Origin of the sequence: Taibaiella sp. KBW10, assembly GCF_003852495.1 — a bacterium.
Classification (GTDB): domain Bacteria; phylum Bacteroidota; class Bacteroidia; order Chitinophagales; family Chitinophagaceae; genus Edaphocola.
This window is the reverse complement of sequence record NZ_QAJI01000004.1, coordinates 64,758-91,245: the sequence shown is the minus strand read 5'-3', so window position 1 is coordinate 91,245 and position 26,488 is coordinate 64,758. Positions and strand designations below refer to the sequence as shown.

The 26,488-nt window shown below is 42.4% G+C and carries 20 protein-coding genes; 6 read left to right on the top strand and 14 right to left on the bottom strand.

The features are described from left to right. Window positions 1-202 precede the first annotated feature (202 nt). Window positions 203-4,219: a gliding motility-associated C-terminal domain-containing protein gene (locus tag DBR32_RS08070; protein ID WP_124635809.1), complete on the top strand. Its 4,017-nt coding sequence runs from the start codon at window positions 203-205 to the stop codon at window positions 4,217-4,219. A 311-nt stretch (window positions 4,220-4,530) separates the two neighbouring features. Here DBR32_RS08070 and DBR32_RS08065 read toward each other — a convergent pair whose 3' ends face one another. The 8 genes from DBR32_RS08065 to DBR32_RS08030 form a co-directional block, all read right to left on the bottom strand. Beyond that, on the bottom strand, window positions 4,531-4,806 hold the full coding sequence (locus tag DBR32_RS08065; protein ID WP_124635808.1) for a hypothetical protein: 276 nt from the start codon (window positions 4,804-4,806) through the stop codon (window positions 4,531-4,533). A gap of 97 nt (window positions 4,807-4,903) precedes the next feature. Then, complete coding sequence (locus DBR32_RS08060) at window positions 4,904-5,218, bottom strand: hypothetical protein (RefSeq protein ID WP_124635807.1); 315 nt, start codon at window positions 5,216-5,218, stop codon at window positions 4,904-4,906. Window positions 5,219-5,228: 10 nt separating this feature from the next. Further along, the gene (locus DBR32_RS08055; RefSeq protein ID WP_124635806.1) at window positions 5,229-5,918 is read right to left on the bottom strand and encodes a hypothetical protein; all 690 of its coding nucleotides are present in this window, start codon (window positions 5,916-5,918) and stop codon (window positions 5,229-5,231) included. Between the two features lie 320 nt (window positions 5,919-6,238). Beyond that, window positions 6,239-9,550 carry a preprotein translocase subunit SecA gene (gene secA / locus DBR32_RS08050; protein ID WP_124635805.1) on the bottom strand — a complete coding sequence of 1,104 codons (3,312 nt, stop codon included), beginning with the start codon at window positions 9,548-9,550 and terminating at the stop codon, window positions 6,239-6,241. Window positions 9,551-9,707: 157 nt separating this feature from the next. Then, window positions 9,708-10,490 carry a helical backbone metal receptor gene (locus DBR32_RS08045; RefSeq protein WP_124635804.1) on the bottom strand — a complete coding sequence of 261 codons (783 nt, stop codon included), beginning with the start codon at window positions 10,488-10,490 and terminating at the stop codon, window positions 9,708-9,710. Next, window positions 10,487-10,879 (bottom strand): hypothetical protein, encoded by a 393-nt coding sequence (locus DBR32_RS08040; protein WP_124635803.1) that lies wholly within the window; start codon window positions 10,877-10,879, stop codon window positions 10,487-10,489. Before DBR32_RS08040 ends, DBR32_RS08045 begins: the two co-directional genes overlap by 4 nt. Window positions 10,880-10,899: 20 nt before the next feature. Then, window positions 10,900-11,478, bottom strand: a complete 579-nt coding sequence (gene def, locus DBR32_RS08035; protein ID WP_124635802.1) for a peptide deformylase — start codon at window positions 11,476-11,478, stop codon at window positions 10,900-10,902. A gap of 121 nt (window positions 11,479-11,599) precedes the next feature. Next, the gene (locus DBR32_RS08030) at window positions 11,600-12,316 is read right to left on the bottom strand and encodes an outer membrane beta-barrel protein (protein ID WP_124635801.1); all 717 of its coding nucleotides are present in this window, start codon (window positions 12,314-12,316) and stop codon (window positions 11,600-11,602) included. A gap of 173 nt (window positions 12,317-12,489) precedes the next feature. On the opposite strand from DBR32_RS08030, the gene lon reads away from it, so the two are divergent. Beyond that, window positions 12,490-14,898, top strand: coding sequence for an endopeptidase La (gene lon, locus DBR32_RS08025; protein WP_124635800.1), 2,409 nt, complete (start codon window positions 12,490-12,492; stop codon window positions 14,896-14,898). Between the two features lie 189 nt (window positions 14,899-15,087). Continuing rightward, window positions 15,088-18,612: a LamG-like jellyroll fold domain-containing protein gene (locus tag DBR32_RS08020; RefSeq protein ID WP_124635799.1), complete on the top strand. Its 3,525-nt coding sequence runs from the start codon at window positions 15,088-15,090 to the stop codon at window positions 18,610-18,612. 58 nt (window positions 18,613-18,670) lie between these two features. Here DBR32_RS08020 and DBR32_RS08015 read toward each other — a convergent pair whose 3' ends face one another. Continuing rightward, entirely contained in the window at window positions 18,671-19,552 is an 882-nt protein-coding gene (locus DBR32_RS08015) for a dihydrodipicolinate synthase family protein (RefSeq protein ID WP_124635798.1), read from the bottom strand. Between the two features lie 57 nt (window positions 19,553-19,609). Next, entirely contained in the window at window positions 19,610-20,086 is a 477-nt protein-coding gene (locus DBR32_RS08010; RefSeq protein WP_124635797.1) for a cupin domain-containing protein, read from the bottom strand. Between the two features lie 98 nt (window positions 20,087-20,184). Here DBR32_RS08010 and DBR32_RS08005 point away from each other — a divergent pair, with 98 nt between their 5' ends. From DBR32_RS08005 to cysK, 3 genes are all read left to right on the top strand, one after another. Further along, window positions 20,185-21,603 carry a PLP-dependent aminotransferase family protein gene (locus DBR32_RS08005; RefSeq protein WP_124635796.1) on the top strand — a complete coding sequence of 473 codons (1,419 nt, stop codon included), beginning with the start codon at window positions 20,185-20,187 and terminating at the stop codon, window positions 21,601-21,603. 237 nt (window positions 21,604-21,840) lie between these two features. Next, entirely contained in the window at window positions 21,841-22,671 is an 831-nt protein-coding gene (gene epsC / locus DBR32_RS08000; RefSeq protein ID WP_233559688.1) for a serine O-acetyltransferase EpsC, read from the top strand. 19 nt (window positions 22,672-22,690) lie between these two features. Next, window positions 22,691-23,602 carry a cysteine synthase A gene (cysK, locus tag DBR32_RS07995; RefSeq protein WP_124635794.1) on the top strand — a complete coding sequence of 304 codons (912 nt, stop codon included), beginning with the start codon at window positions 22,691-22,693 and terminating at the stop codon, window positions 23,600-23,602. Window positions 23,603-23,751: 149 nt separating this feature from the next. On the opposite strand, the gene DBR32_RS07990 is transcribed toward cysK, so the two are convergent. The 4 genes from DBR32_RS07990 to DBR32_RS07975 all read right to left on the bottom strand — a co-directional run bounded on the left by DBR32_RS07990 (window position 23,752) and on the right by DBR32_RS07975 (window position 26,449). Continuing rightward, window positions 23,752-24,012, bottom strand: coding sequence for a hypothetical protein (locus DBR32_RS07990; protein WP_124635793.1), 261 nt, complete (start codon window positions 24,010-24,012; stop codon window positions 23,752-23,754). 2 nt (window positions 24,013-24,014) lie between these two features. Then, window positions 24,015-24,689, bottom strand: a complete 675-nt coding sequence (locus DBR32_RS07985; protein ID WP_158605940.1) for a class I SAM-dependent methyltransferase — start codon at window positions 24,687-24,689, stop codon at window positions 24,015-24,017. A 104-nt stretch (window positions 24,690-24,793) separates the two neighbouring features. Continuing rightward, the gene (locus DBR32_RS07980) at window positions 24,794-25,006 is read right to left on the bottom strand and encodes a heavy-metal-associated domain-containing protein (RefSeq protein WP_124635791.1); all 213 of its coding nucleotides are present in this window, start codon (window positions 25,004-25,006) and stop codon (window positions 24,794-24,796) included. A 195-nt stretch (window positions 25,007-25,201) separates the two neighbouring features. Next, window positions 25,202-26,449: a PKD domain-containing protein gene (locus DBR32_RS07975; RefSeq protein WP_124635790.1), complete on the bottom strand. Its 1,248-nt coding sequence runs from the start codon at window positions 26,447-26,449 to the stop codon at window positions 25,202-25,204. Window positions 26,450-26,488 lie beyond the last annotated feature (39 nt).

Sequence of the window (26,488 nt, the reverse complement as noted above, 5' to 3'; positions counted from 1 at the left end):
TTAGCTCAAAAAAAATGATAAAAAATTGTTAAAAACATGAAATAATATATTATTTTACGCCTTTATAATTAACTGTATATCAACTACTAAAGACTATTTAAAAGAAAAAATTTGCGGTTATATGTAGTCAGACATTCATTAGGGCTTCACAATTTATTACGGTATAACAATCCATTATCCATTTTTCCTTCATTCAACGTTTATGAAAAAAATCTACAAAATCTATTTATGTGTCACATGGGCACTTACCTTTTTACTATTGCTGCCCTCTGGCATTTATGCACAGATTACGGCTATTGGTAATACGGGGCAGACGACAACCAATTACCCGGGTGGCATTACCAATGTGCCTATTTACGTTTGGTGTGCGACAGGAAGTGCAACACCCGCCTCTTTAAGGGTAAACCCTGCTACCGCAGGTAGCTATACCTTTAATTGGTATAAATTTGATGCCAACACGACTTCCTGGCAAGCATACACAACGGCGAACGGTACTTCTTCTACAATAAATAATTTACCTAGTGGCGGATATCGTGTAGAAATCGCAAATGGTGCCAATGCCATTATTGAATGTTACCACACCTGGGTATGGAACCTGGGTGGCACTGTATCTATTACGAATCCAAACCCAAACTGTACTACAGTAGGTTTGACCGCGGGTTTCAACGTGCAGGACACCTTTAAATACTATACGCCGCCGCCTCCAACCTCTTATATTAATGCCAATACCCAGATACAGGTCTGCTTTACTGCAACCCATACTTATGTATCCGATTTAGCCTTTTACCTGATCGGCCCCGCCAGTTGTGGCAGTCCAGCTATATTACTTTCTCCTAATCCGGGAGGAAGTCAAAGTAATATTTGCAACAGTGGTGATAATGTAAATAATCTATGTTTCTCTACAACGTCTGTAGCCAACTTCAATGTCTGTGGCGCCGCAACACCGCTTACCGGAACTTATGGTAAATATGGCCCTAACAGTACTCCAATTAATTGGGCACCACTAATTGGCTGTAATGCGATACAAGGCGGCTGGAAAGTACAAATATTTGACTGTATCGGGCAGGATGTCGGTAGCCTGACCAATGCCAATGTAACTTTTTCGAACCTTACCACAACTTGTGGTTCCCCTACCAGCATTACTTATAATTCGGGTACAATAAACTCCGCTATTAACGATAATTCCTGTAATTCTGCCAGTGCCTCTGTATTTAATGTTCCGGTATCCTATACCGCCACACCTTTAAGTACTTTTGCTACAAGAAGCATTGCCTGGAGTACTTCGACAAGTGGTGCCAGCATTGCCAATACTACGGCCGCAGCTACTACTGCAACCATACCGGCGGGCACATCCAACTTCACCCTGTCGGTAAGCTATACCGTTGGGGGCACAACCTGTACCGTTACCGGCAGCAACAGTTACACCAATAACCTGACGCCTGTAGCGAGCAGAAGCCCTATAAACAAAGTCATCTGTAGCGGACAGGCAATCAACACCAGCCTAAGTTCGACGCTTAATAATACCACCTTCAGCTGGACCGTAGCACAAAACGGCGTAACCGGAGCCAGTAACGGATCCGGAAACAACATTGCACATACCTTAACCACTACGGGCAGCACACAAGGTACCGTTATTTATTCCATTACCCCGACCAGAAGCGGCTGTGTCGGAGCAACCATAATGGATACCGTAAAAGTAAATCCCTTATTAACCGCAACGAAGAACATTACGATCTGTGCCAATCAGTTGCCCTATACCTGGAATGGCATTAACGTAACTGCAGGTGGCGCAGCCGCTGCAACCTATCATACCCCTTCTTTAGTTACCGGATGTGATAGTACGACAAACCTGAATCTTACTGTAAATCCATTATTAACGGCGACAAAGAACCTTACCATTTGCGCCAGCCAATTACCGTACAACTGGAATGGCATTAATGTAACCGCAGGAGGCACTGCAGTCGCAACCTATCACACCCCTTCTCTGATCACTGGATGTGATAGTGCCACGACTTTAAACCTTACCGTAAATCCTTTATTAACTGCTACCAGAAACGTCACGATCTGTGCCAGCCAATTGCCCTATATCTGGAATGGCATTAGCGTAACCGCAGGTGGCACAGCAGTAGCAACCTATCATACGCCTTCTTTGATCACGGGATGTGATAGTGCCACAACGTTAAACCTTACCGTAAATCCGCTGTTGACCGCGACGAGAAGTGTTACCATCTGTGCCAGTCAATTACCTTATGTCTGGAACGGCATTAGTGTGACCGCAGGCGGTGCTACGGCAGCAGTATACCATACGCCTTCATTAATCACAGGATGTGATAGTGCCACAACGTTAAACCTTACCGTAAATCCATTATTAACGGCAACCAGAAATGTTACGATCTGTGCCAGTCAATTACCTTATAGCTGGAACGGTATTAATGTGACCACAGGTGGTGCTACAGCAGCAGTATACCATACTCCTTCCTTGAGTACAGGATGTGATAGTGCAACTACGTTAAACCTCACCGTAAACCCATTGTTAACAGCAACCAGAAATGTTACGATCTGTGCCAGTCAACTACCCTATAGCTGGAATGGCATTAACGTAACTGCAGGCGGTACAGCGGTAGCAACTTATCATACCCCTTCTTTGGTAACCGGCTGTGATAGTGCTACAACCTTAAATCTTACCGTAAATCCGTTATTGACTGCGACCAGAAATGTCACCATTTGTGCGAACCAATTACCCTATAGCTGGAACGGCATTAACGTAACCGCAGGCGGTACAGCGGTAGCAATTTATCATGCCCCTTCTTTGATCACAGGATGTGATAGTGCTACTACTTTAAACCTTACCGTAAATCCAAATCCTACGGCCACTCAAAGTATTACCATCTGTGCCAATCAATTGCCCTATATCTGGAACAGCATTAGCGTAACGGCAGGCGGTACTACCGCAGCTACGTACCATACGCCTTCTTTGATTACAGGATGTGATAGTATCACCACATTGAACCTTACGGTCAATCCGATGCTAACGCCTTCGTTTACTGCGATAGCATCCATATGCCAGGGAGGAACATTCCTTTTGCCGACAACTGCAAATAATGGGGTAACCGGCACATGGTCTCCTGTGATCAACAATATGGCCACCACCACCTATACCTTCACCCCTACACCGGGCTTATGTGCCCTCACCAACACCATGACGGTAGTCGTGAGACCAGTAACCTACGGAACACAAAATACCATTATCTGTAACGGTGAAAGCTATTTGTTTAATGGAGTATACCATACGATTACGAACAACACGGCAAAAGATACTTTTGTAAATGGCGTCGGTTGTGATAGTATCGTTACCCTCAACCTGATTGTAATGCCTGTAAACCCAGTACAGAAAATAGACAGACTTTCGGGCTGTGGTGCCGTTACTTATCTGGGAAATGTTTATACGGCGAGCACCATTGTTTACGATACGCTCTACACCCAATACGGCTGTGACAGTATCTATCACGAAGCCAGGATTACCGTTTTCCCTCAATACAGTTATACCGAAGACCGATACCTGCTTGGATGTACCTCTTATACGCTTAATGGCCAAACCTATTATAACAGTACGGTCATATCCGATACCTTAAGAACCATTAACGGTTGCGATAGTGTATATAGAACGAATAATATAGAAATCGAAACCTTTGATCTAACGGCAACCTACACTCCGGAAGATCCATATGAAGGAGAGTATATTAAAATATCCACTTCAAACGACTTGAATATACCTTATACTGTCATTTCCTGGACACCATCATCCTTATTCAATAACCAAACAGCGACTGCACAGCAGATTGCCTTAAACACCGCGACCAATATTGTGGTGATGGCAGAAAGTAAAAAAGGCTGTAAAGACACTGCTACCCTTTCGATCGGTGTAAGACCGTATAAAAAAGATGTGATGATGCCTAATGCTTTTTCTCCAAACGGAGATGGCCGGAATGATGTGTTTATACCGATCCTCGCCATAGACAGGGCTTATCGTACAGTAGACTTCCGGGTATTTAACCGATTAGGGCAGGTATTATTTACCACTGCCAATATCAATAAAGGATGGGACGGAACCTTCCAGGGGCAGCTACAAAGCCAGGGCGTATATTTTTATACCCTCACCCTTGTCTTCCTTGATGGCACAAGCAAAACCTACAAAGGCGATATAACGCTTATTAAATAATTTAATTTTTTACCCCCTCTTATAATACAGCATGGCTGCCTATTCCTAGGCAGCCTTCATTTTTTTTAGAGGGATTCACTTTCTTTTTTAGGAGTGGTCATCGTTCCAAATATTGGTGATCACTATAGCACGGTAGCGGCATCGCTAAATGGATGCTTTGACAAGTTGCAAGGAAGCTTGTTAAAGCCTTTTTAATCAGGTATAAAAAATGTTCCTGAGCATAACTATGCAGATACGCTCAGGAACATTTCAGGGTCGGTACCAACTTGATTTAGTATAAGCTTAATCTTATTGGAACTATTACGGTATTATTAAATCCTGCTCCTGCTTTTATTGGTGAGGTAATAAAAAATCGGCGCTATAGAAGGAAAAAACAATGCACCAAGGTACCAAAGCGCCTTGTTTGCCATTTTGTCTTTTTGAACTGCAATAATCATTAAGATAGCAGCTACACAAACAGGAATTAGACCGAGTAAAAATATATCTGAACGATATAGTTCCGGATAACTTAGCTTAGTCATCGATGCTGCAAATGCCGCTACCAGACCAATTATGGCTATGTAGAAACTTATTTTCGCTGTTTTCATAAACATTATTTAATGTGTCAATATTATTCCTTTGGCCTGTCATTTCCGATAAGCACTGCCTCCCAAGCAGGATTAAAATAATCCGGTTTTCATTCTGTTAAGGAGTTTCGACAGGCGTATTATGTGCGGGTTGATATTTATATGGTGCATCCATCATTGGTTTAGAAAGCCACATAACCACAAAATATAAAATTGCTGCTACAAATGTCCGTAATACAAACCTTTTCCATTGGGTGCGATTATAATAGACAAATAATATGTAGAAGACACCTAAAACTGAGAAGCCCACAAGCCGTATATTATACTTCAGTTCCCGCATTTCCGGCTGGATAAACCAAGGTAGTGCAATCATACAAAAAGCTAGTATGATGCCCATTATTGCTATGTATTGTTTATTATATTTTCTCAACATAAAATAACATTTATTTACATGAATCATATACTCTTTTAGCACGTTCAATACAGTTATTATGTGTAATGATCGCTCCTGCTAATCCAACGGCAAAAGTGGCTACAGCTGCGGGGCCTGCGAAGAGCGAGCCTGCGGCAGCGATGCCCACATTCACAACATAATCATCATTGCAATCTCTTACTGAGATAGCGTATTGTTGGGCACAGGTTGTTCCCATCAATCGCAAAACGGGGACTTTTTTCCATTGTTGCTGCCAAAAATGCTGCAAATCTGTTTGGTTTAAATTGGCCAGAGCCGGATATTTTTGGGCGATAGATTGCAGATAGCCAAAATTCTGAACTGTAAGATCAACAATTTGGTTTCCCTCCGTAATACCAAAGCGGATGTATACATCCCTCATATCATTTACAGAAGTGCAAGAATTAATTTGTGCGAGCAGGCTTTCCTTATTTACTTCCGGATATTTAAAAATCATTTCTTCAGATATCCTTCTTAAGATCGTATCATTTTTGTACATGGCCAGAAAATCAACATCTGTATACAATTCCGCGCCATGTATTGATATGGTTTTGAGATTTTTGCCAAGCATGCCATTGGCTACTGCAGTACTTTCCGACTGTTTTATGGTCTCTTTTTTATCACAGGATATGATAAAACATAAACAGGCAATGATAATGGTAAATGATACTCTTTTTTTCATAAAAGGTTGTTGGTTTTGCCCTATCCACTTTAATAATAGGCTGTCAAAGGTCTTAGAACTCCTGCATCCCTATCGCAGCGGACCCTTGCCATGCATCGCACAACCATTTACGCATATTTCCGCACACCCTTTAATTGAATTTGTATGGTCTTAAGTGTTTACAGATTTCGTAAGTGTTTTCAGTCATTCCGGATTAACCGGCTTTACGCTACGTTTCCGTTTGCCACACAAAACAAAGACAATTTTCAACAAAAAACAAAAAGATTGAAGAAAATTTTCTTCAATCTTTTTGTTTACACTGAATACCAGGAAGATAATTATCAATTAGCGCCGTGGCATTGCTTGTATTTTTTTCCGCTTCCACAAGGACACAAATCGTTTCTGCCTATTTTAGGCTCCACAGAGATGGGTTGTTGTTTGGGCTGTACATGATCTTCGTTGTAATAATCATTTTCATTAGCCGCATAATCTTCACCACGGTTTTCAATTTCCCGGCTATTATCATACAGTTCTTCAAAATCGGCATATTCCTGCGGAATCTGCTGTATGTGTTGCGGCTGTTCTTCCTGTGCCGGTACCCCTGCACGGAATAAGAAAGATACAATACTTTTATTGGTCTCTAAAAGCATCTTTTTAAAGAGTTCAAAAGCTTCAAATTTATAGATCAATAAAGGATCTTTCTGTTCGTAAGAAGCCATTTGCACCGATGTTCTCAAGTCATCCATTGCCCTCAGATGATCTTTCCAGGATTCATCAATCAAGGCAAGTGTAATGGATTTCTCCAGGCTTTCTACAACCGGTTTGATTTCTTTTTCAATCGATTCGCTTAATCCTACCTGAACCTGCATTCCCTTAATCCCATCGGAGAACGGAATCATGATATACTCAATACGACCTTCGTTTTGTTGCTTAATATCGATAAACTGCGGCAACATGATTTCACGCATCGCATTCGTTTTGTGTTGATAGAATGCTTTTGCTTCTTCATACAACAATTCCGCTGCATTTGTGGCTTTCGCCTCATCTGCGCTCAGCTTCGGTTCAAATGCCAATTGCTTGATCACTTCCAGACTAAAGGCTTCATGAGTTAAACCACCCTGATATTGTCCGATCAGGTCACTTGCTACATCATAGATTGCATTGTCAATATCAATAGCAACCCTATCCCCAAACAAGGCATTATGACGGCGTTTGTAGATCTGGTTACGCTGTGCATTCATGACATCATCATATTCCAACAAGCGCTTACGGATACCAAAGTTATTTTCTTCTACTTTTTTCTGTGCTCTTTCGATAGACTTAGTGATCATGCCGTGTTGCAATACTTCACCTTCTTTATGTCCCATCTTATCCATCAGAGAGGCAATACGCTCCGAACCGAATAAACGCATCAGTTCATCCTCTAAGGATACAAAGAACTGCGAACTACCCGGATCACCCTGACGACCGGCACGACCACGTAACTGGCGATCTACACGGCGACTCTCATGGCGCTCGGTACCAATAATGGCCAAACCACCCGCTTCTTTAACACCGGCACCCAATTTGATATCGGTACCACGACCGGCCATGTTGGTCGCAATGGTTACTGCACCCTGCAAACCGGCTTCTGTAACGACCTGCGCTTCACGGGCATGTTGTTTCGCATTCAATACATTATGTGGAATTTTGCGTTGTTGCATCATACGGCTCAGCAATTCGGAAACCTCTACAGAAGTTGTACCCACCAATACTGGTCGGCCGATACCACGCATCGCTTCCACCTCGTCAATCACCGCTTTATACTTCTCACGCTTTGTTTTGTACACCAGATCCTGATGATCCTGGCGTTGGATACCACGATTGGTAGGGATATTCACCACATCCAATTTGTAGATTTCCCAGAATTCACCTGCTTCTGTTTCTGCAGTACCCGTCATACCAGACAACTTGTGGTACATACGGAAATAGTTCTGTAAGGTAACGGTAGCAAAGGTTTGCGTTGCCGCCTCAATGTGTACATTTTCTTTAGCCTCTATCGCCTGGTGCAGCCCGTCTGAATAACGACGGCCTTCCATGATACGACCCGTTTGCTCATCTACGATTTTTACTTTATCATCAATCACTACATACTCTACATCTTTTTCAAAAAGCGAATAGGCTTTTAATAATTGTTGTATAGAGTGGATACGATCTGCTTTAGCTGCGTATTCCTGTAATAAAAGGTCTTTATTTTGTGCTTTTACTTCTTCGCTTTCTTCTGACTTTTCGATTGCGGCAAGCGCCGTGCTGATGTCTGGCAAGATAAAGAAGCTAGGATCTTCTCCATCACCGGTAATCATAGCCAAACCTTTTTCAGTAAGGTCTACGCTGTTTTGTTTTTCGTCAATGTAGAAATATAATTCTTCATACACCTTAGGCATATTACGTTGCTGTTCGGCAATGTAATAGTTTTCTGCCTTTTGCATGATCTGGCGATTGCCTTCTTCACTCAGCAATTTAATGATGGCACCGTTTTTCGGCATCCCTTTAAATGCTCTGTATAATTGAAGACCACCGGCATCTTTATCTGTTTTACCATCTTTGATCAAGCGTTTCGCTTCATTCAAAGCCTGGTTAACTACGCGTTTTTGTGCTTCTACAATTTTTTCAATTCTTGGCTTCAAAAACTGGAATTGCTGATCATCTCCTTTTGGTACAGGACCGGAAATAATCAAAGGCGTACGCGCATCATCAATCAATACACTATCCACCTCATCCACTACGGCATAGTGATGTTTACGTTGTACCATCTCTTCCGGACGATGCACCATATTATCACGCAGGTAGTCAAAACCAAATTCGTTATTGGTACCATAAGTAATGTCTGCATTGTAGGCATTGCGGCGGCTTTCAGAGTTTGGCTGATGCTTATCGATACAGTCTACTCTTAAACCTAACCATTCAAATATAGGACCGTTCCATTCAGAGTCACGACGGGCAAGATAATCATTCACCGTAACCAAATGCACCCCTAATCCGGCAAGACCGTTCAGGTAGGTAGCCAGGGTAGACACTAAGGTCTTACCTTCACCGGTAGCCATTTCGGAAATTTTACCCTGATGCAAAGCCGCACCACCAATCAGCTGTACGTCATAGTGTACCATGTTCCAGGTTACTTCTGCACCGGCAGCCAACCAGGTAGTATTATAAGTCACCTGATCTCCATCAATGCTCAAGTTGGTTCTACCACTCTCCAGCAAAGTCTTATCCAGCTCTGTTGCTTTAGAAACTATGGAACCGCCTTCAGCAAAACGACGAGAAGTTTCTTTCATCACCGCAAAGGCTTCCGGAAGCAATTGCTCCAGAATTTCTTCCAGCTTCTCATCTCTTGTTTTAACCAGTTTATCCACTTCGTTCAACACCGCTTCACGCATGTGCAGGTCTTCTATCGCTTCAGCATCGGTTTTTTTGTTTGCGATCTGTATATCAATATCTACTAAGTATTCTTTAATTCTTGCTTTAAACTCCTGCGTTTTATTCCTTAATTCATCATTGGAAAGCGAACGGTAAAGTTCAAAGTGATCATTAACCGCTTTTACTACCGGTTGAAGTTTTTTAATATCTTTTTCAGACTTACTGCCACCAAGTAGCTTTGATAAAAATCCTAACATCTTTGCTGTGTTTGATAATGGTTACCGCCTTATAATTGATAACACTTTTGCGGTTAAATAAAGTGTTGCGAAGTTAATTATTATGTTTACAATCTCAAATTTTATGCAAAATTTTGATACGTGCCAAAAAGTCGCAAAAAAACCTTTTTTTGCCAAATCAAGAAAAGATACTTTTAAAATATGGCACAGCATATTGCATCCTACTGCCATACCAACTAAAGAGCTCCCCGTCTACCAGCATAATTTTGGCATGCGGCAGCTTTTCCTGAAAAATCTGAAGGTGTTTTTGGGAAAAGGGAAAGGGCTCAGAACTGAGTAATAAATATTCGGGTTGTGCTACTTGTAATTGTGCCCAGGTTTGCTCCGGATAGCGTGGATCTGCAACAAAAACATTATCCAATCCTATCCTTGATAAAAGGTCATGAATAAAGGTATCCGCACCGGCAACCATGATAGGATTATACCAGATCAGGTAAGCAACCTTACGGCCTTGCACCGGCATAATGGGCAGTTGGGCAAAACCGGTTTTAATTTTTTCAATCAGGACACTTGCTTTGTCCATAGTCTGTGTCAGTTCGCCAATATGGCTTATCATTTCGAGATTATCTTCCACACACTTTATGTCACTCAACCAAACAGGGGCAAGGGATTGTAATGCCTCGATCTGTTCTTTTACATTTTCCTCTTTATTGGCAATAATCAGGTCAGGCTGCAGCGCTTTCACGCGGTCAAAATGTACCGTCTTTGTACCGCCTACCCTGCTTTTCGTCCTAAACCAGGACTCGGGATGCAGGCAAAATTTGGTAATGCCCACCACTTCCTGATCGAGACCCAGGTCAAACAACAATTCTGTCTGCGAAGGCACAAGTGAAACAATCCGCTCCGGCTTTTGTTCCAGAACAATTGTATTGCCCATCATATCTTGTCCTGAATACCTCATTCCATTTTTCTGAAATAGTATAAAATAGCAAAGGAGAAAATAATGCTCATCGGTATGGGGAATACTTTGCCATCATAAGGAATTCTCAACATAAGCACATTACCCAATAGCTGTTTAAATTCCGAACCCGGCATGAAAAAATAGATCCCTACGGTAACCGCTGTAAGGATCAGAAAACCTAAAGCGCCCCATTTATGAAATAAGGTAGCCCCTATCCAAAAAACGGTCATCATGGCCATTAAGATAGGACGTACTTTAAAGATAGCCGCAGTATCTTCACTAAGCAAAAACAGCTGTGCTTCGTTAAAAGTCAGGAATAGCAAAAAACAAGCCACCAAAGGAAAAATAACTGGTGGCCTGCTGAAAAAATTATTGATGAAATTTTTCATTCTATATTTTAAAAATATGATTATTTAGGATAGATCATTCTGTATCCCATGCTTACTTTTCCTTTCGAAATATCGTCTAATTTTTTCTTGATCAGGCGTTTTTTAATCGGTGCCAGATAATCGATAAATAATTTTCCGTCAATATGGTCATATTCATGCATGATCACCCGGGCGGTGATGCCGTCAAATGTTTTTTCCTGAGCAGCAAAGTTTTCGTCAAGATAAGCTAAAGTTACCTTGGAGGGACGCATCACATCTTCTCTTATTTTCGGGATACTCAGACAACCTTCGTTATACGCCCATTCATCGCCTTCCATACGCACAACATGTGCATTAATAAAAACGCTTTTTATCGGTTTTTCATTAGGGTATTCCTTACGGTCTTCCTCATCAAAATTTTCTACAATTTGTTCTGTATCAATCACAAACAAACGTATTGCTTTATTGATCTGTGGAGCGGCAACCCCTACTCCGTTGCTGTGGTACATGGTTTCCCACATATCGGCAATCAACTTTTTTAAATCAGGGTAATTTGCGTCTATATCAGCACATACTTTTCTCAGTACAGGATGTCCGTAGGCTACAATTGGTAAAATCATCTAAAATGTTATTCTATGTATAATAAGTGGGCAAAGGTAACATAAAAAAGTGATTTGTGTACCGTAAACCAAGCTTACTGCATACACAAACCACTTTCAAAATAAGGTCTTAAACGATATTTTAATCAAATTTAGGACGATAAGGAATATCAATTCCTAAAGTAACCATGGCCAGGTTCACCTTATAACCGGCATAAGGTTGTGTCGTAACATTATTTACCGTTTGTTTAAAATCAGTATTCAGGAAATTGGTCGGGTAATATTGCAATTTCAGATTCACGCCGGGTTTGAAATGAGCCCCTACGAATACATAAGGCATCAGGGTCTCATTACGCTGGCTAAACCATTCCGTTTGCTTTACTTTACTACTTCTCTTTACAAATCCCTTTTCTTTAAAGTGGAATGGAATATCTAAACCCCCACCTAACATAGCATACGTACCAGACATATTACCAACTTTAATCCCTAAAGGAATGCCGATAGTATATACACGGCGTTTTACGGTAGAGTCATTACCACTAAATTTCTCAATAAAACCAATGTTTTTAACCCCTAATCCGCTAAACAAACCAAAATTATCATTAAAATTAATATGGGCTGTAGCACCGATATGCAAAAATGCAGTAAAACGAGGCGTCGTCCATTTAGTACTAGCTCCTTTTTCCATCATGGCAGTAGACAAAATGTAACCGTCCATTTGTGTAGACATATATACTGATCCTATTTTACCCTTTTTATTGGCATAGTGGCTTCTTGATGCTTTTTCGGGAGCAGGTTCCTGAGCATAAGCAGCATGCATACACAACATTGCTAAAGACGCTGTAATTAGTTTTTTCATAATCGTTATTTTCTACAAAAGTAAATGCCTAATTTAAAATACTGAAATTATTTCAGCAATATATTTTTGGCATATTAATTGAACCCTATAAGGTATACGTCAATATTCTAGGGAATTGTCTGCAATATTGACATCTTGTCATACATAACTCAAGACGAAAAAAAATATTTTTGATGAATTTTAAGGACTTAATACAAAATAGCAACACGAACGATTTGGAATTTCTGCCCATAGTCCCCCTTGGAGAAATGGAAATTCAGGAAGAAGATAAAAAGAAACTCCCTAAAGAATTGCCGATTATTGCCCTGCGCAATACGGTCTTATTTCCGAATGTAGTCCTTCCGATTACGGTAGCCAGAGATAAATCGCTGCAAGCGATTGAGGCAGTGCAGAAAGGAGATGGTTTTATCGGGGTGCTGGCACAGCAGGATTCTAATAATGAAAATCCAACCACTGAAGAAATATATTCTGTAGGTACGGTTGCCAAGATCATTAAACAGATCAAACTACCCGATGGCAATACGACCCTGTTCATCATGGGCAGAATGCGCTTCGAAATAAAGAAGTATACTCAGGATAGCCCTTATCTTAAGGCCGAGGTCAAATACCTGGAAGATAAGTTTCCGAAGGTGGATAAAGAATATGACGCAATGATTTCTTCTATGAAGGATATTGCCGAGCGTATTGTACAATTATCGCCCAATATTCAGATCGAAACGGGTATGATGCTCAAAAACATCGAAAGCCATTCTTTCCTAATCCATTTTATCGCGACGAATCTGGATACTAAATTAATTGAAAAGCAAAGATTGCTGGAAATCAATGACATAAGAGAACGTACCGCAAATCTTTTTACACTCTTACAAGCGGATTTGCAGATGGCCGAACTCAAAAACGAGATCACCAATAAGGCACGCGGTGAGATGGACAAACAGCAAAGAGAATACTTCTTACAGCAACAACTGAAATCAATTAAGGATGAGCTGAATGATGGTAATGAAAAGGAACTGTCTGACCTGAGAAAACGTGGAGAAGCAAAACTATGGAATGAGAAAACGGCAGAAGCCTTTTATAAAGATATTGAAAAGCTGGAACGCATGCATCCAAGCACCCCGGATTATTCAGTGGTGTATAATCATGCCGAACTGATGCTGGAATTGCCCTGGAATGAGTTCACTACCGACAAATATGACCTTAAAAAGGTAATGCAAGTAATGGACGGTGATCATTTCGGTATGGAGAAAATCAAAGAACGCATCCTGGAATACCTGGCTGTATTGAAACTAAAAGGAGACATGAAGTCGCCGATCTTGTGTTTTGTAGGCCCTCCGGGTATTGGTAAAACGTCTTTGGCACATTCGATTGCTAAAGCGATCAATAGAACATTTGTGCGCCTGAGCTTAGGCGGGGTAAGCGATGAAAGCGAATTGCGCGGACACCGTAAAACCTATATTGGTGCCATGCCGGGAAGGATCATACAGTCACTAAAAAAAGCAAAATCATCCAATCCGGTTTTTATCCTTGATGAGATTGATAAATTGGGTAAAGACTTTAAAGGAGATCCTAGCTCTGCAATGCTGGAGATCCTGGACCCTGAGCAAAACCACTCTTTTTATGATAACTACCTGGAACTGGAATATGACCTGTCAAAAGTCCTGTTCATCGCTACAGCAAACAACCTGGGTGCCATTCCTCCGGCATTAAGAGACCGGCTGGAAGTGATCAACCTGAGTGGTTATGCCATTGAAGAGAAAATTGAGATTGCGAAAAAGCACCTCATTCCCAAACAAAAAGAAGCGCACGGTTTAGCCAATCTGAAGCTCAACTTTAGCAATAATGTATTGCAACAAATTATAGAAAGCTACACCAGAGAATCGGGTGTGCGGGAACTGGATCGTAAGATTGCAGGGGTCATGCGCCATGTAGCGATGGATGTAGCCACCAATAAAAAAGTAAACCCGGCGATCAGCGCCGCGTTTATCCAGGACTCTCTGGGTAAGCCAGTGTATATGAATGATGAATATGCCAGCGTTAATATACCGGGTATTGTGATGGGGCTGGCCTGGACTTATGTAGGCGGCGATATCTTATTTATTGAAACGATTTTAAGCAAAGGCAAGGGCGGACTCACCTTAACGGGCAATCTCGGTAATGTCATGAAGGAAAGTGCCACAACCGCTTTATCTTATCTGAAAGCACATGGAGCCACATACAATATTCCTGTCGAACGCTTTGAAGAAACCAATGTACACATCCATGTACCTGAAGGGGCGCAACCCAAAGATGGCCCAAGTGCCGGCATCACGATGCTGACCTCACTTGCTTCTGCCTTTACGGGACGCAAAGTACGCAGTCGTCTTGCCATGACCGGCGAGATTACCCTTCGCGGGCAGGTGCTTCCTGTAGGAGGCATTAAGGAAAAAGTATTGGCGGCAAAACGCTCCGGTGCGAAAGAAATTATTCTTTGTGCCCAAAACAGAAGCGATATTGAAGAGATCACCCCTTCTTTTATCAAAGGATTAAAATTTCATTATGTGACTGAAATGAAAGAGGTTTTGGAATTGGCTTTATTGAAAAGATAATGCGCTTTCCCTTCGATTGCCATATTAGGTAATCAATAATATTTAGACAAAGAAAATGCAGCAGGCTTATTACCTGCTGCATTTTCTTTGTCTATAACCGCTGTATCGGGAAGCAAAAGAATTCTTAAATAATATAAAAAAATATGTTATTTTCGTAAGTCATATTTTTAAATCAAACGTTAACAAACTATGAAAAAAATTAATTACTCCTTATGTTTTGTGTTGGTATTGGCTATGCTACTACCGCTTGCCAAAACAAATGCTCAGGATACCACATGGGTGCAGACCTACACATTCGACTCATTGTGGACAAGAAGAGCCAAATTCAATTTCCCGACGGCTAATGAAAATTACCGAAAGATTTTGATGTATTTTAATATCAAATGCTATCCTACCGTTTCAGGTGATGGCAATTATGCGTGTGGTGAGTGGGATTATATTTATTTCAATAATATATACGACCATCGCGGTATCTTAGACTCAACGGCAAAGACCGGCCGTTATTTTAAATTGTATGACGGATCCAGCCCGGATACCTTGCGATATGCAAACACTCCGCATTACAATCTGTATAAGTCTTATATTTATAATACCATCCCGACCAATACGGCTGCAAGCAATTTCACAGTAGGTACCGCCACTACGGCACAGCCTCACCCCTTCAATCTTGCCGTGGGTAAAGAAAGAGCACAGTTTATCTGGAAGGCTTCCGAACTGACCGCATCAGGAATGACTGCAGGAAATATAACTGGTATTAAACTTAACTTCCAAGGTGCCAGTGCCACCATCAATAACCTGCAAATCCGCATCAGACAAGTACCTTATGATAGCTTTAGTGTGAATGCCATGGAAGTCGATACCCTGACCAGGGTCTATAACTTCAACCGGGTGGTGACCACAGCAGGGCTTAATAATTTTCAGTTCAACACACCGTTTAACTGGAATGGTACAGCACATTTGCTGATCGATTTTTCTTTTGACAACAACAGTACTGCCACAGCTAATAATTTAATGGGAGACAATACCACCTACCCTGCCGGTCTGTATAGTATTACCGGAAATTACAGCTTAAGCACTTTTCAAAATTCAGGAGGTAACGTCCGTTTTCCGCGCAACCTGAATATGTTTACCGGAACAGCTCCGCGCACGTATGAGTTATGGATGAATGTGGATTCGTTTATCTCGCCAGAAGGTACGCTGTTCAGTGCCGGACGCCGCGGCTTAAACAATGCCGATTTCACCATGCGTACCACAAGCCCGAACAATAACTATCGTTTAAACATGTGGAGTTCCGCTGCAAGTGGCGAAGGAATTTTCTCCGGCCCGAATACTAAAAATGCATGGAAACAACTGACCATTACTTATGCAACGGATACGATCCGCTTTTACATGAATGGCAAGCTGGTGTTTACCAAACGTAAAACAGGCCTGAACACCTCAATTAACAATGATAATGCCGATTTCTTTTTGGGTGAATCCAGAGAAGGGGGCTATAACTATTTGGGTAAATTATCGCACTTACGTATTTGGGATAAAAAACTTTCCGATGCAGAAATCAAAGCATGGGTTGGTAAAGACATCACGGCAAGCCATCCGCAATACAGCCATTTGAAAGCAGACTATAAAATCAATAGTGGCAGCAGCTTCAGTGTACAGGATGCCTCTCCGGTTGGTCAACCTCAGGGAGACATCAACAGCAACCTGTGGTGGCAAAAAGTAAAACCAAGAGATTATTATTACAATGCCCAGCCTTTAAACTGGCGCCCGCAAATTCAGTTTGAGCGCAATACTTATACCACTAGTTTAGATTCTGTACTGGTAACCGATACGGTATTCCTGGCACCAACAACGGTATATATCTATGGTAATCCTGGTGCAAATCACATTATCAGCGACAATTCCCCGGTAAACCCCGCAATCTGCACAGATACGATGAAGGTATGGACCAAAAAATACAGCTATACCTACTTAAATAATGTGCTGGTGGATTCTACCCTGAACCCTTCAGCAAATCTGTTAAACAATAACACCATCAACTGGTATAGCAATACCGTACAGTATGAAATCGGCCGCAGTATATCTCCTTATGGCATTAACCTGAGCCTGGGCAATGGCCGTACCCGTATTTATGACGTTACCGATTACTATCAACTGTTACAAGATACGGTAGACCTTGAGGTGGGTAGCACACAAGAGCTTCAGGATGTGAAATTTGCCTTCATCAAAGGTGATCCTCCGGCAGAAGTTAACCATGTGACGCAACCCTGGACACAAAATGGCCATGGCAGCTATACCTACGGATCTATTGTTACAGAAAACGTATTATCTCCCAAAAACATCAGCTTAAAAACAGGAACGAATCAAGCTAAATTCAGAAGCTATATCAGTGGTCATGGCGGTGCAGAAAATGCCGGCCCTTCCTACCCTAATGGTTGTTGTGAGTTTATGTATAATGATCATTTCTACAAATCGAATGGACAAACCATTAAGACCTTCCGTATCGAGCGCACTGATTGTTCTGTAAACCCAATTTTCCCGCAAGGAGGTACCTGGGTATACCGTCGTGAGGGATGGTGTCCGGGAGACATTATCGAATCACATGACATGAATGTATCCCAATACATCAACAGCGGATCGATCAACCTTGACTACCAGATTGCACCGGCTCCGGCAGGTAATGAAAATACGTATAATGGTAATTATCGTGTAGGTCTGCAACTGATTGAGTACAAAACACCGGGCAGAAATAATGATGCAGAAATCTATAGTATCCGCAAACCAAGTGATGCTTTTGTTTTATCCCGCATGAATCCTATTTGTGTGAATCCACAAGTTATCTTAAGGAATGATGGCAAAAACAACCTGACACAAGCTGTAATTAAATATAAAGTGTCCGGTGGTCAAGAGCAAACCTTTAACTGGACCGGTAATCTTAAGTTTTTAGATACGGCTGTAGTAGACCTCCCTGTAAACACAGCAGCTTTCTGGGTGGGTGATAACACGAATCGCTTTATTGCAAGAATAGCCGGTGTCAATAATACCACCGATGAATATGCTGTAAACGATACCGGTTATTCCAAATACAACCTTCCGGATGTATTACCAACACAAAAGGTGATCATCCGATTGAAAACCAATAACAGGCCTCAGGAAAATACGTTGACCATAAGAGACCTTGCGGGCAATGTAATTTTGTCTAAAACAGGAATGGCAGCCAATACCATTTACAACGACACTCTTAGCCTGCCTTACAATTGTTATACCTTAACCTTAGACGATAATGGTGCCGGTGGTGTAGGTGATGGTTTGGAATGGTGGGCATCTACTGCTCAGGGCAGTGGTTCCTTCTCCATCTTAAATGGTAATAACGGACAAACACTTAAAACTTTTGGTGCTGATTTTGGTGCACAGATTTTCTATTCATTCACAGTTGGTTCTCCATTAAAAATCAATGATGCGGACTTAAGCAAGCATGTGAGTGTATATCCTAATCCAAACAATGGTACGTTCACAGTACAGGCACAAGGCTTTACAGGAAAAGTACAGATGGAACTGAGCACAACACTGGGACAAACCATCTTGAAAGATGCCTTTGATTGTAATGTAGGTACCACCACCAAAAATATCAATGTAAAAGGGATTGCGGCAGGTGTGTATATGTTACATTTATCCAGCGATGGTAGCAGTACCACACAAAAAATAATCATTCAGTAATCGGTCTCCAGACCAGATAATTTAAAAACCCTGCTCCAAATGGAGCAGGGTTTTTAATTCAGGATAATCCGGCCAATATTTCCCGGAGTGTGGCTACATCCTTTGTATCCAGCGCTTTCAAAGGGCTTCTCAAATGCCCGGCATCTGTACCTAAAAGCGCTAAACCGGCCTGTATGGATCTGGGTAAACCCATTTCTACGATAAACTTTAATAAAGGAAACTGCCGGTAAAAAATCTCCTGAGCAACAGACAGCGGTCCTTCCTGCACGGCCTCATAGAGGCGAATCGTCAAATCGGGTATTAAATTAGCCGCTGCAGTACACCATCCGGTAGCACCCGCTGCAAAAGCCGCCAATGCCAAAGGATTAGCCCCATTATAAAAATCGACTTCCGCACCCAGTTCTTTTCTTAGGTAGTGCATGCGTTGTATATCTCCGGTACTCTCTTTAATCATTGTTACATTAGGAATCTGCAGCAAGCGTTTCAATAATGCAGGACTCATATCTACCCCACCGGTAGCCGGATTATTATAAGCCATAATCGGAATGCCGATCTTGGACGCCACCCGGTCGTAATGTTGTACGATTTCATCGTCGCTAAGTTTCCAGTAGCTCATCGGAATGATCATGACCGCATCAGCGCCGGCTTTTTCTGCAAATTGCGCATGGTATACCGTACGTTCTGTCGTCAGGTTTGATACACCAACCAACACGGGCACCCGGCTTTTTACCTGTTGTACACTTGCTTCTGTGAGGGCTTCTTTTTCTTCATCGTTGAGGTAAGGCAATACACCCGTACTTCCTAAAGGTGCTACAGCATGAACTTTTGAGACAATCAGCCTTTCGAGCAAGCTACGATACAGCTGCAAATCCACTTTTTCATTTTGATCAAAAGGCGTGATCGGATAAGCAATAATTCCTTTAAACAAATTGTTTGTCATTTTTAAGATTTTGAAATATGAAGAGATAAATCAGGAGATGAGAGCAGCCTGTGTTGTTTACAAATCACGGCCTTCCTCTTCTCTAAGCGCGACACCAAGGTTTTGCAATTGCGGTGCGTTTTCACAGGCAATATATTTTGCCGCAAGGGTATCGCTTGTATTTTGATGCCGGTGCCATGCCCAGGAAGGAATGTATACGGCATCGCCGGCTTTCCAGGCCACCCGCTCCTCTTCAATTTCTGTATAGCCCACTCCTTCCAATACATACAAAACGGTTTCATAAGTATGCCGGTGCCGGTTGGTCAATTGTCCGGGCAATAAGCCTCCTATTGTCATACTCACATTCTTACTCGGCAGATCAACAAAGAAAACCGGGTGTTTCCGTTCCGCTGAGAACTGGTCGTGTACGCCTTCTGCTGCTACATCAGCATGGATAAACTTAGCCGGTCTTACATACACAGGCCTGGCAAACGTTTCGTGAAAATCTTTAGAGCTGAACTGTTTGGAGGCTGTTTTCATTTCTTTCTGGTTCATGATTAAAAAATTATTTGTTTTTGCATCATTGCCCTTCAAAAGTAGCGTACATTTGGACTAGCAATATGGTACAGTTTTTAGAAATATAAGTAGTCCAGATGATCAGACCCTGGGAATTAGACATCCAATTAAACTATCAGTCAGAGAAAGCGGTATACCTGCAAATAGCGGATACCCTTATCGGGATTATCCGTTCCGGAAGGATTAAAAGCGGTGAGGCACTTCCGAGCAGCAGAACCTTAGCCAGTCAGTTAAAAGTGAACCGGAATACTGTAGTCGAAGCCTTGCAAATCCTGATCAATGAAGAGTGGGTGATGGCCCGGGAGCGTAAAGGCATATTTGTATCAGAGCACCTTCCCCTTGCTACAAAAAGAAAGCAGCAGGCAATCAAAGAAGACGAGCCTACTCCAATAAAAAGGCATCATATCGTCTTTGACGATGGGCATCCGGATAGTAAAATAGCACCTGTAGCAGCATTGGCAAGGGCTTACCGGCGTATTTTCAATACAAAGGCCAAAGGGCAGATGATGGGCTATACCGACGCTTATGGGAATGCTGCCTTCCGGGCTGCATTGGCTAAAATGCTGAACCATCACCGGGCGATGCACATCGGCAGCGAACAGATCTGTGTGACCAGGGGTAGTCAAATGGCGCTATACCTCACCGCACAATGCCTGCTCGAAAAAGGAGATTATGTGATGATAGAAGATCCGGGATACCAACCCGCTTGGCAGGCTTTTGAACATTCCGGCGCAAAGCTCCTGCCCCTACGTTTGGATCGGGAAGGTTTGCTCATCGAAGATGTAATACAATACCTGAAGAAGTATAAAAAGATAAAGGCAATCTACATCACCCCACACCATCAATACCCTACTACGGTAACCCTGAGTATGCAAAGAAGACTGGAACTCGTTCGCCTCTCGCAAGCATATGGGTTCACCATTATCGAAGACGATTACGACAATGAATTTCACTTTGCCTATCGGCCGATATTACCGGTTTGCAGCCTAGATACGATCATGCATTATGTATATATCGGCACCATGAGTAAGGTGGTGGCGCCGGCATTACGTATGGGCTATATCGTGAGTCATCCTGCATTGCTGGAAAAAATAGCGGCCTTAAGAAAAATAATTGATGTGCAAGGCGATGCGATTATGGAACAAGCCGTATTGCAACTTATGGAAGAAGGAACCATAAGCCGGCATCTTAAAAAGGGTATCCATCACTATAAAGCCAAGCGCGATCTATGTGCCACTTTAATAGACCAATACTTATCGGGTAAGGTAACCTATCACCTGCCGGAAGGTGGTCTTGCCTTCTGGATTATGCCTTTACAAACGGTTAATTGGCACAAGATTGCGGCGCAGTTGTCCCTTAAAGGGATTAAAATAACGCCCCCGGATCAATACAGCTACAGGCAGGACACAAATGGTTTTCGCCTAAGCTACGGCGCCCTTTCTGCAACACAGCTGAAAGAAGGGATTAAAGCATTGGGCAGTCTGCTCGGCCCCTAGGGCATTCATAAAATAGCATTTATTTAAGAGAAAATAATTTGTTTTGACAAAATAGTTTAGCAAATTTGTAAAGAAAAAAAGAGAATCATGATTACAATGATGTGCTGTCAATGCTGTTGTACAATGTGGGTAGATCCCGCAAGCGGTATTGTCATGTAGCCACGTCTGTCTATATAGTTCACACAAATGCCCTTGCTCATGCCTGGGCATTTTTTTATTTCTAAAACCAATCATACGGTGGATATTATTTCAAAAAATAAAGGTTTATACCAAAGGAATTTCCTGGTACACCGCATCTTTCTCGACACAGAAAAAGCCCATTACTGGATCACTGAATTATTTTCCTGGCTGTTCGCCACTAAAGCCGAATTTGTAAGCTATACACATTTTGAACAGAAGGAAACAGCGCTGCAATATTTATTACAAACATTATTGCAGCAAGAACAGTTTACAGAAACTGCAGCTGCACATTTGTCCAGGCAATTATTTGCGGCGCTGAATGAAATTCATCTGCAACTGACCGAAGACCTCAGTGCAGTGCTGCAATCGGATCCGGCTGCAAAATCGACTCATGAAGTGCTGCTCAGCTATCCCGGATTCTTTGCTGTAGCCATACACCGGATTGCGCATTATTTATGGCAGCAGGAAGTCTTTATCCTGGCACGCTTGATTGCAGAAATAGCGCATAGCAAGACCGGCATTGATATTCACCCTGCTGCCACTATCGGAAAGCGTTTCTTTATTGATCATGGTACGGGCGTGGTGATTGGCGAGACAACCGTTATAGGCAACGAGGTAACCCTCTACCAGGGTGTTACTCTTGGTGCTTTGAGTGTTCGTAAAGATAAAGCAGATAAGAAAAGACATCCCACGATAGCGGATCAGGTCACGATATACGCCAATGCTACCATACTAGGCGGCGATACACATATCGGCACGGGCGCCATCATTGGGGGTAATGTCTGGATCACAGAATCGGTGCCCCCGCAAACAATGGTCTTTCATAAAAGCGAAATGATCGTAAAGGCCAAACCCAGCCACCAGGACAGTATCAATTTTTCAATTTAATCTTTTAAAATATAAACAAATGAAAGTACAATCCATCTTAGAAACCATAGGCAATAGTCCCAGTCTCCATCTTAATAAACTGTTCGGAACGGACCGTCTGGTATGGATAAAATTAGAAAGAGCCAATCCCGGCGGCAGTATTAAGGATCGCATTGCCCTGGCCATGATTGAAGATGCAGAACAAAAAGGCATCTTAAAACCCGACAGTGTGATTATAGAACCCACTTCTGGCAATACCGGTATAGGGTTGGCAATGGTTGCTGCGGTAAAAGGGTATAAAGTGATCCTGGTGATGCCAGAATCGATGAGTGTCGAAAGGAGAAAACTGATGGAAATTTATGGCGCAGAATTTGAACTGACCCCAAGAGAGAAAGGCATGAAAGGCGCGATTGAACGGTCGGAGGCATTACTACAAACCATTCCCAATGCCTGGTCGCCCCAACAATTCAATAATCCGGCCAATGTGGCCATCCATCAAAAAACGACTGCTGTAGAAATTCTGAACGACTTTCCGGAAGGTATTGATTACCTCATTACGGGTGTCGGTACAGGAGGGCACATTACCGGCATCGCCTCGGTATTAAAAGAAAAATGGCCACAATTAAAGGTTATTGCTGTAGAGCCCGAATTATCGCCTGTGTTGAGCGGTGGTGCTCCGGGGCCACATCCGATACAAGGTATTGGTGCAGGTTTCATTCCACAGATATACCAATCGGCACTTATTGATGAGATCATCCGAATAGACAAAGAATCTGCATTTGCCTATGCCAGAGCCATCGCACAAAAGGAAGGTGTTTTGGTCGGCATTTCTACCGGTGCGTCTTTGGCAGCAGTTGCTCAGAAAATAGAAAGCCTGCCTAAAGAGGCCAGGGTATTGACATTCAACTATGATACAGGAGAACGATATCTATCTACCGAAGGTCTATTTTAAACCTCTTTTTGAACCATAAACAAAAGCAAGTTTTTACCGGACTTGCTTTTTGTGATTCAAAAAGCTATGCTTACCATAAACAATATATATGACCATCCTGCTATCGTAAACATTTTTCTTCTATTCATTTTCCAAATATGACATCCAAATTATTCATGCAGAAAACACCAAAAAGCATCGGCATTTTCAGGCAAAGGAATACTTGCGAACTCAAGCTGCTCTTCATTTACCCCGGGCATCAGGGCAAAAATATAATGCCATAAATCTGCTGTAGTAAAGTATGATTTATACACCGCACGCAGTTCTGGATTTGTAGCAAAACACAAATTGTCGACTCCCGGATTTTCGAAAAATGATAAGCCGGTACTTTGTTCCACTTGTTTTGCAAACCCAAGAAATGCCGCCTTCATTGTTATGGTTTTTGTAATACGGCAACATAATATCGCCGCGTCATTTCCTGTCCCATTTTGTTGCGCACCATTTCTGTATACTCCGGTATTCTATTCAGTATAAATGGTGTATTGCTCATCAATACTTCAAAATGAGAACGATCATATTTAGTGAAGCCAAATTCCGTAAAAGGTAATTGATCCATTGAAGCTTTATCTACAAACGCAATACTGCATAGGCCTCCCGGCTTTAATACGCGGTACAGTTCCTGCATCAAAGCCAGGGGATCGGCCCAGAAATACAGCGTATTGACGGTCGTTATTTTATCAAAAACGTGGTCCTCAAAAGGAAGTGTTCGCCCATCATACAACCCAAAAGAAACCTGCTCCTGTAGCTGTACTGCATCACAAAAATCGGTGGCTTCTTTATGCATGAGCGCTGAAATATCCAGACCGTAATACTGCAATTCCGGTATCGACATTAAGATCTCTTTCAAATGATGCCCGTTACCATGACCCAGTTCGAGTATATGATCGCCTTCCTGAAGACCCAATGCCGTAAAGGCGTTTCGCGTCATTGCGATATTGGACTCGTGCATGGTATGTCCAACCGAAACACCAGCAGTACCCGAGGGGCTTCTGAGCTGCCCGGCCAGGGCTTCTAAAGTAAATTCAGGAATATTTTCTTGCGCTTCCATTGGGAACATAGGTTTAACGACAACAGCTTTTGGTAAAAAGCTTTTTAAAAATCCATTTGATTGGCTTGAAGATATTATTAAGGGCCTGATGCATAGGTACAAATTTACAGGGATTCTGCTTTAAAGCCCGCAAGTTTAACAAGATTGATGATCTCTTCTTCGCTAAGACTTTCGCTGTTTACCGTCAATATTTTATCCGGCTCGGTTGTCGCTACTGCCCAGGAAGTGATTGCTTTTTCTGCATCTAATGTCGGCTGTACTGTCGCCACACAACCATTACACTTAATATTCGTTTTGAATCTGAACGTATGTTCCATAATATATTTTGTTTAGGATACAAAGTTCGCTCATCATCTTCCGACATACTTACACTATTTTGTTTTTTATTTGTAAGATTTCCTAAGGTAAGGTTACCCCCGTTCTAAACAATAAGGCTCCGGTTTCTTTAGCTATGTAAAGAAACCGGAGCCTGAGATATATACGGGTTGCTATTGCTTTAAAGCAAAACTTGATTAGCGAACGATTATTTTCTTTGTGATCATCCCTTGGTTGGTACTGAGGCATAACCAATAGGTACCTGTAGCCAATTCTTTAACCGAAAGGCTTTTCAACGCGGGGTTAAAACTTTTAAGGATTTTCTTACCGGTCATATCCGTCATATACATACTGGTAATGCGGATATCCGATCCATAATTCAGGTATAACTGCTCCTGTGCCGGCACGGGGTAGACTTGTACCTTATTATTTTTTTCCTGATCGCGAATACTCAGACTACCAATTTCAACCGTTTTCACGATCGTATCAGTGCATTGGGCGATCAGCCGTACTGAATAAGTACCGGTAGCCGCATAAGTATGCTGTGGGTTTAGGGTTTGCGCGGTTTGTCCGTCTCCGAAATTCCAGTCATACACGCTTGCATGCAGAGAGGTATTGGTAAACGTAGCCGTCGCACCGGAAACAGCAACAGTAAAGTCGGCTGATACTGCCGGTACAAAGCGATTCCAATAGACCAGACTGTCATAAACAGTCGTCACTACAGCTGTTTTGATGAGCTGTGCATCAGCAGTACTTAAAGTGGCATTATAGGTACTCAACTGAGGGCTTTTCTGAAACATGATGGCATAAAAAGTACAGGCGGCAGCAAAGGACCCATGCATAGAAGGGTGGCTCTCATCTGCATCGTATAAATTAATGCCTGGCGCACTATTGCGCAAACGGCGCCAAACCATCGCAACGGGCGATAATACTGCAGCATTTTGTTGTGCCATATTGGTATAACGCAGTTGCAACAGGCTGTCCATACCGGCATAGGTACAAACAGGAGGAAAGTTAGAGCAGTTGCCGGCATCGCCGTTTTTGCGTCCCCAGGTTACATAAAATACGGTTTTTGCACAAGGGCTGTGTATATGGATGAGGCTATCAAGCTTCTTAGCATAGGGATATACGCTCGAGGTGACCTGCCCGTCGGGAAAACTGGGCAATTGGCTTTGCTCCTGCAATACGACATAATCCCAATTGCCCTGGTTGATCAGGTTCAGGGTTGCCGTATTGGTAAAATGTTGCTGAAAGGTATAGCCTCCGGGAGAAGAGGCCGCATAGGTCAGCACATCCTGGCTACCTAGTGCCAGCTTATTGACCAGATTGGGTAAATCGTTGACCGCAGTGTAGCTGTTGCCAATAAATAAGGCACGTACGGTTTTGGCTTGTGCACCCAGGGAAAGGGCACAAAAGAAATTGCATAAAAGAAGCAATTTTCGCATGGTTGATAAAATTTATGAATGAATAGGAAGGCAAATATA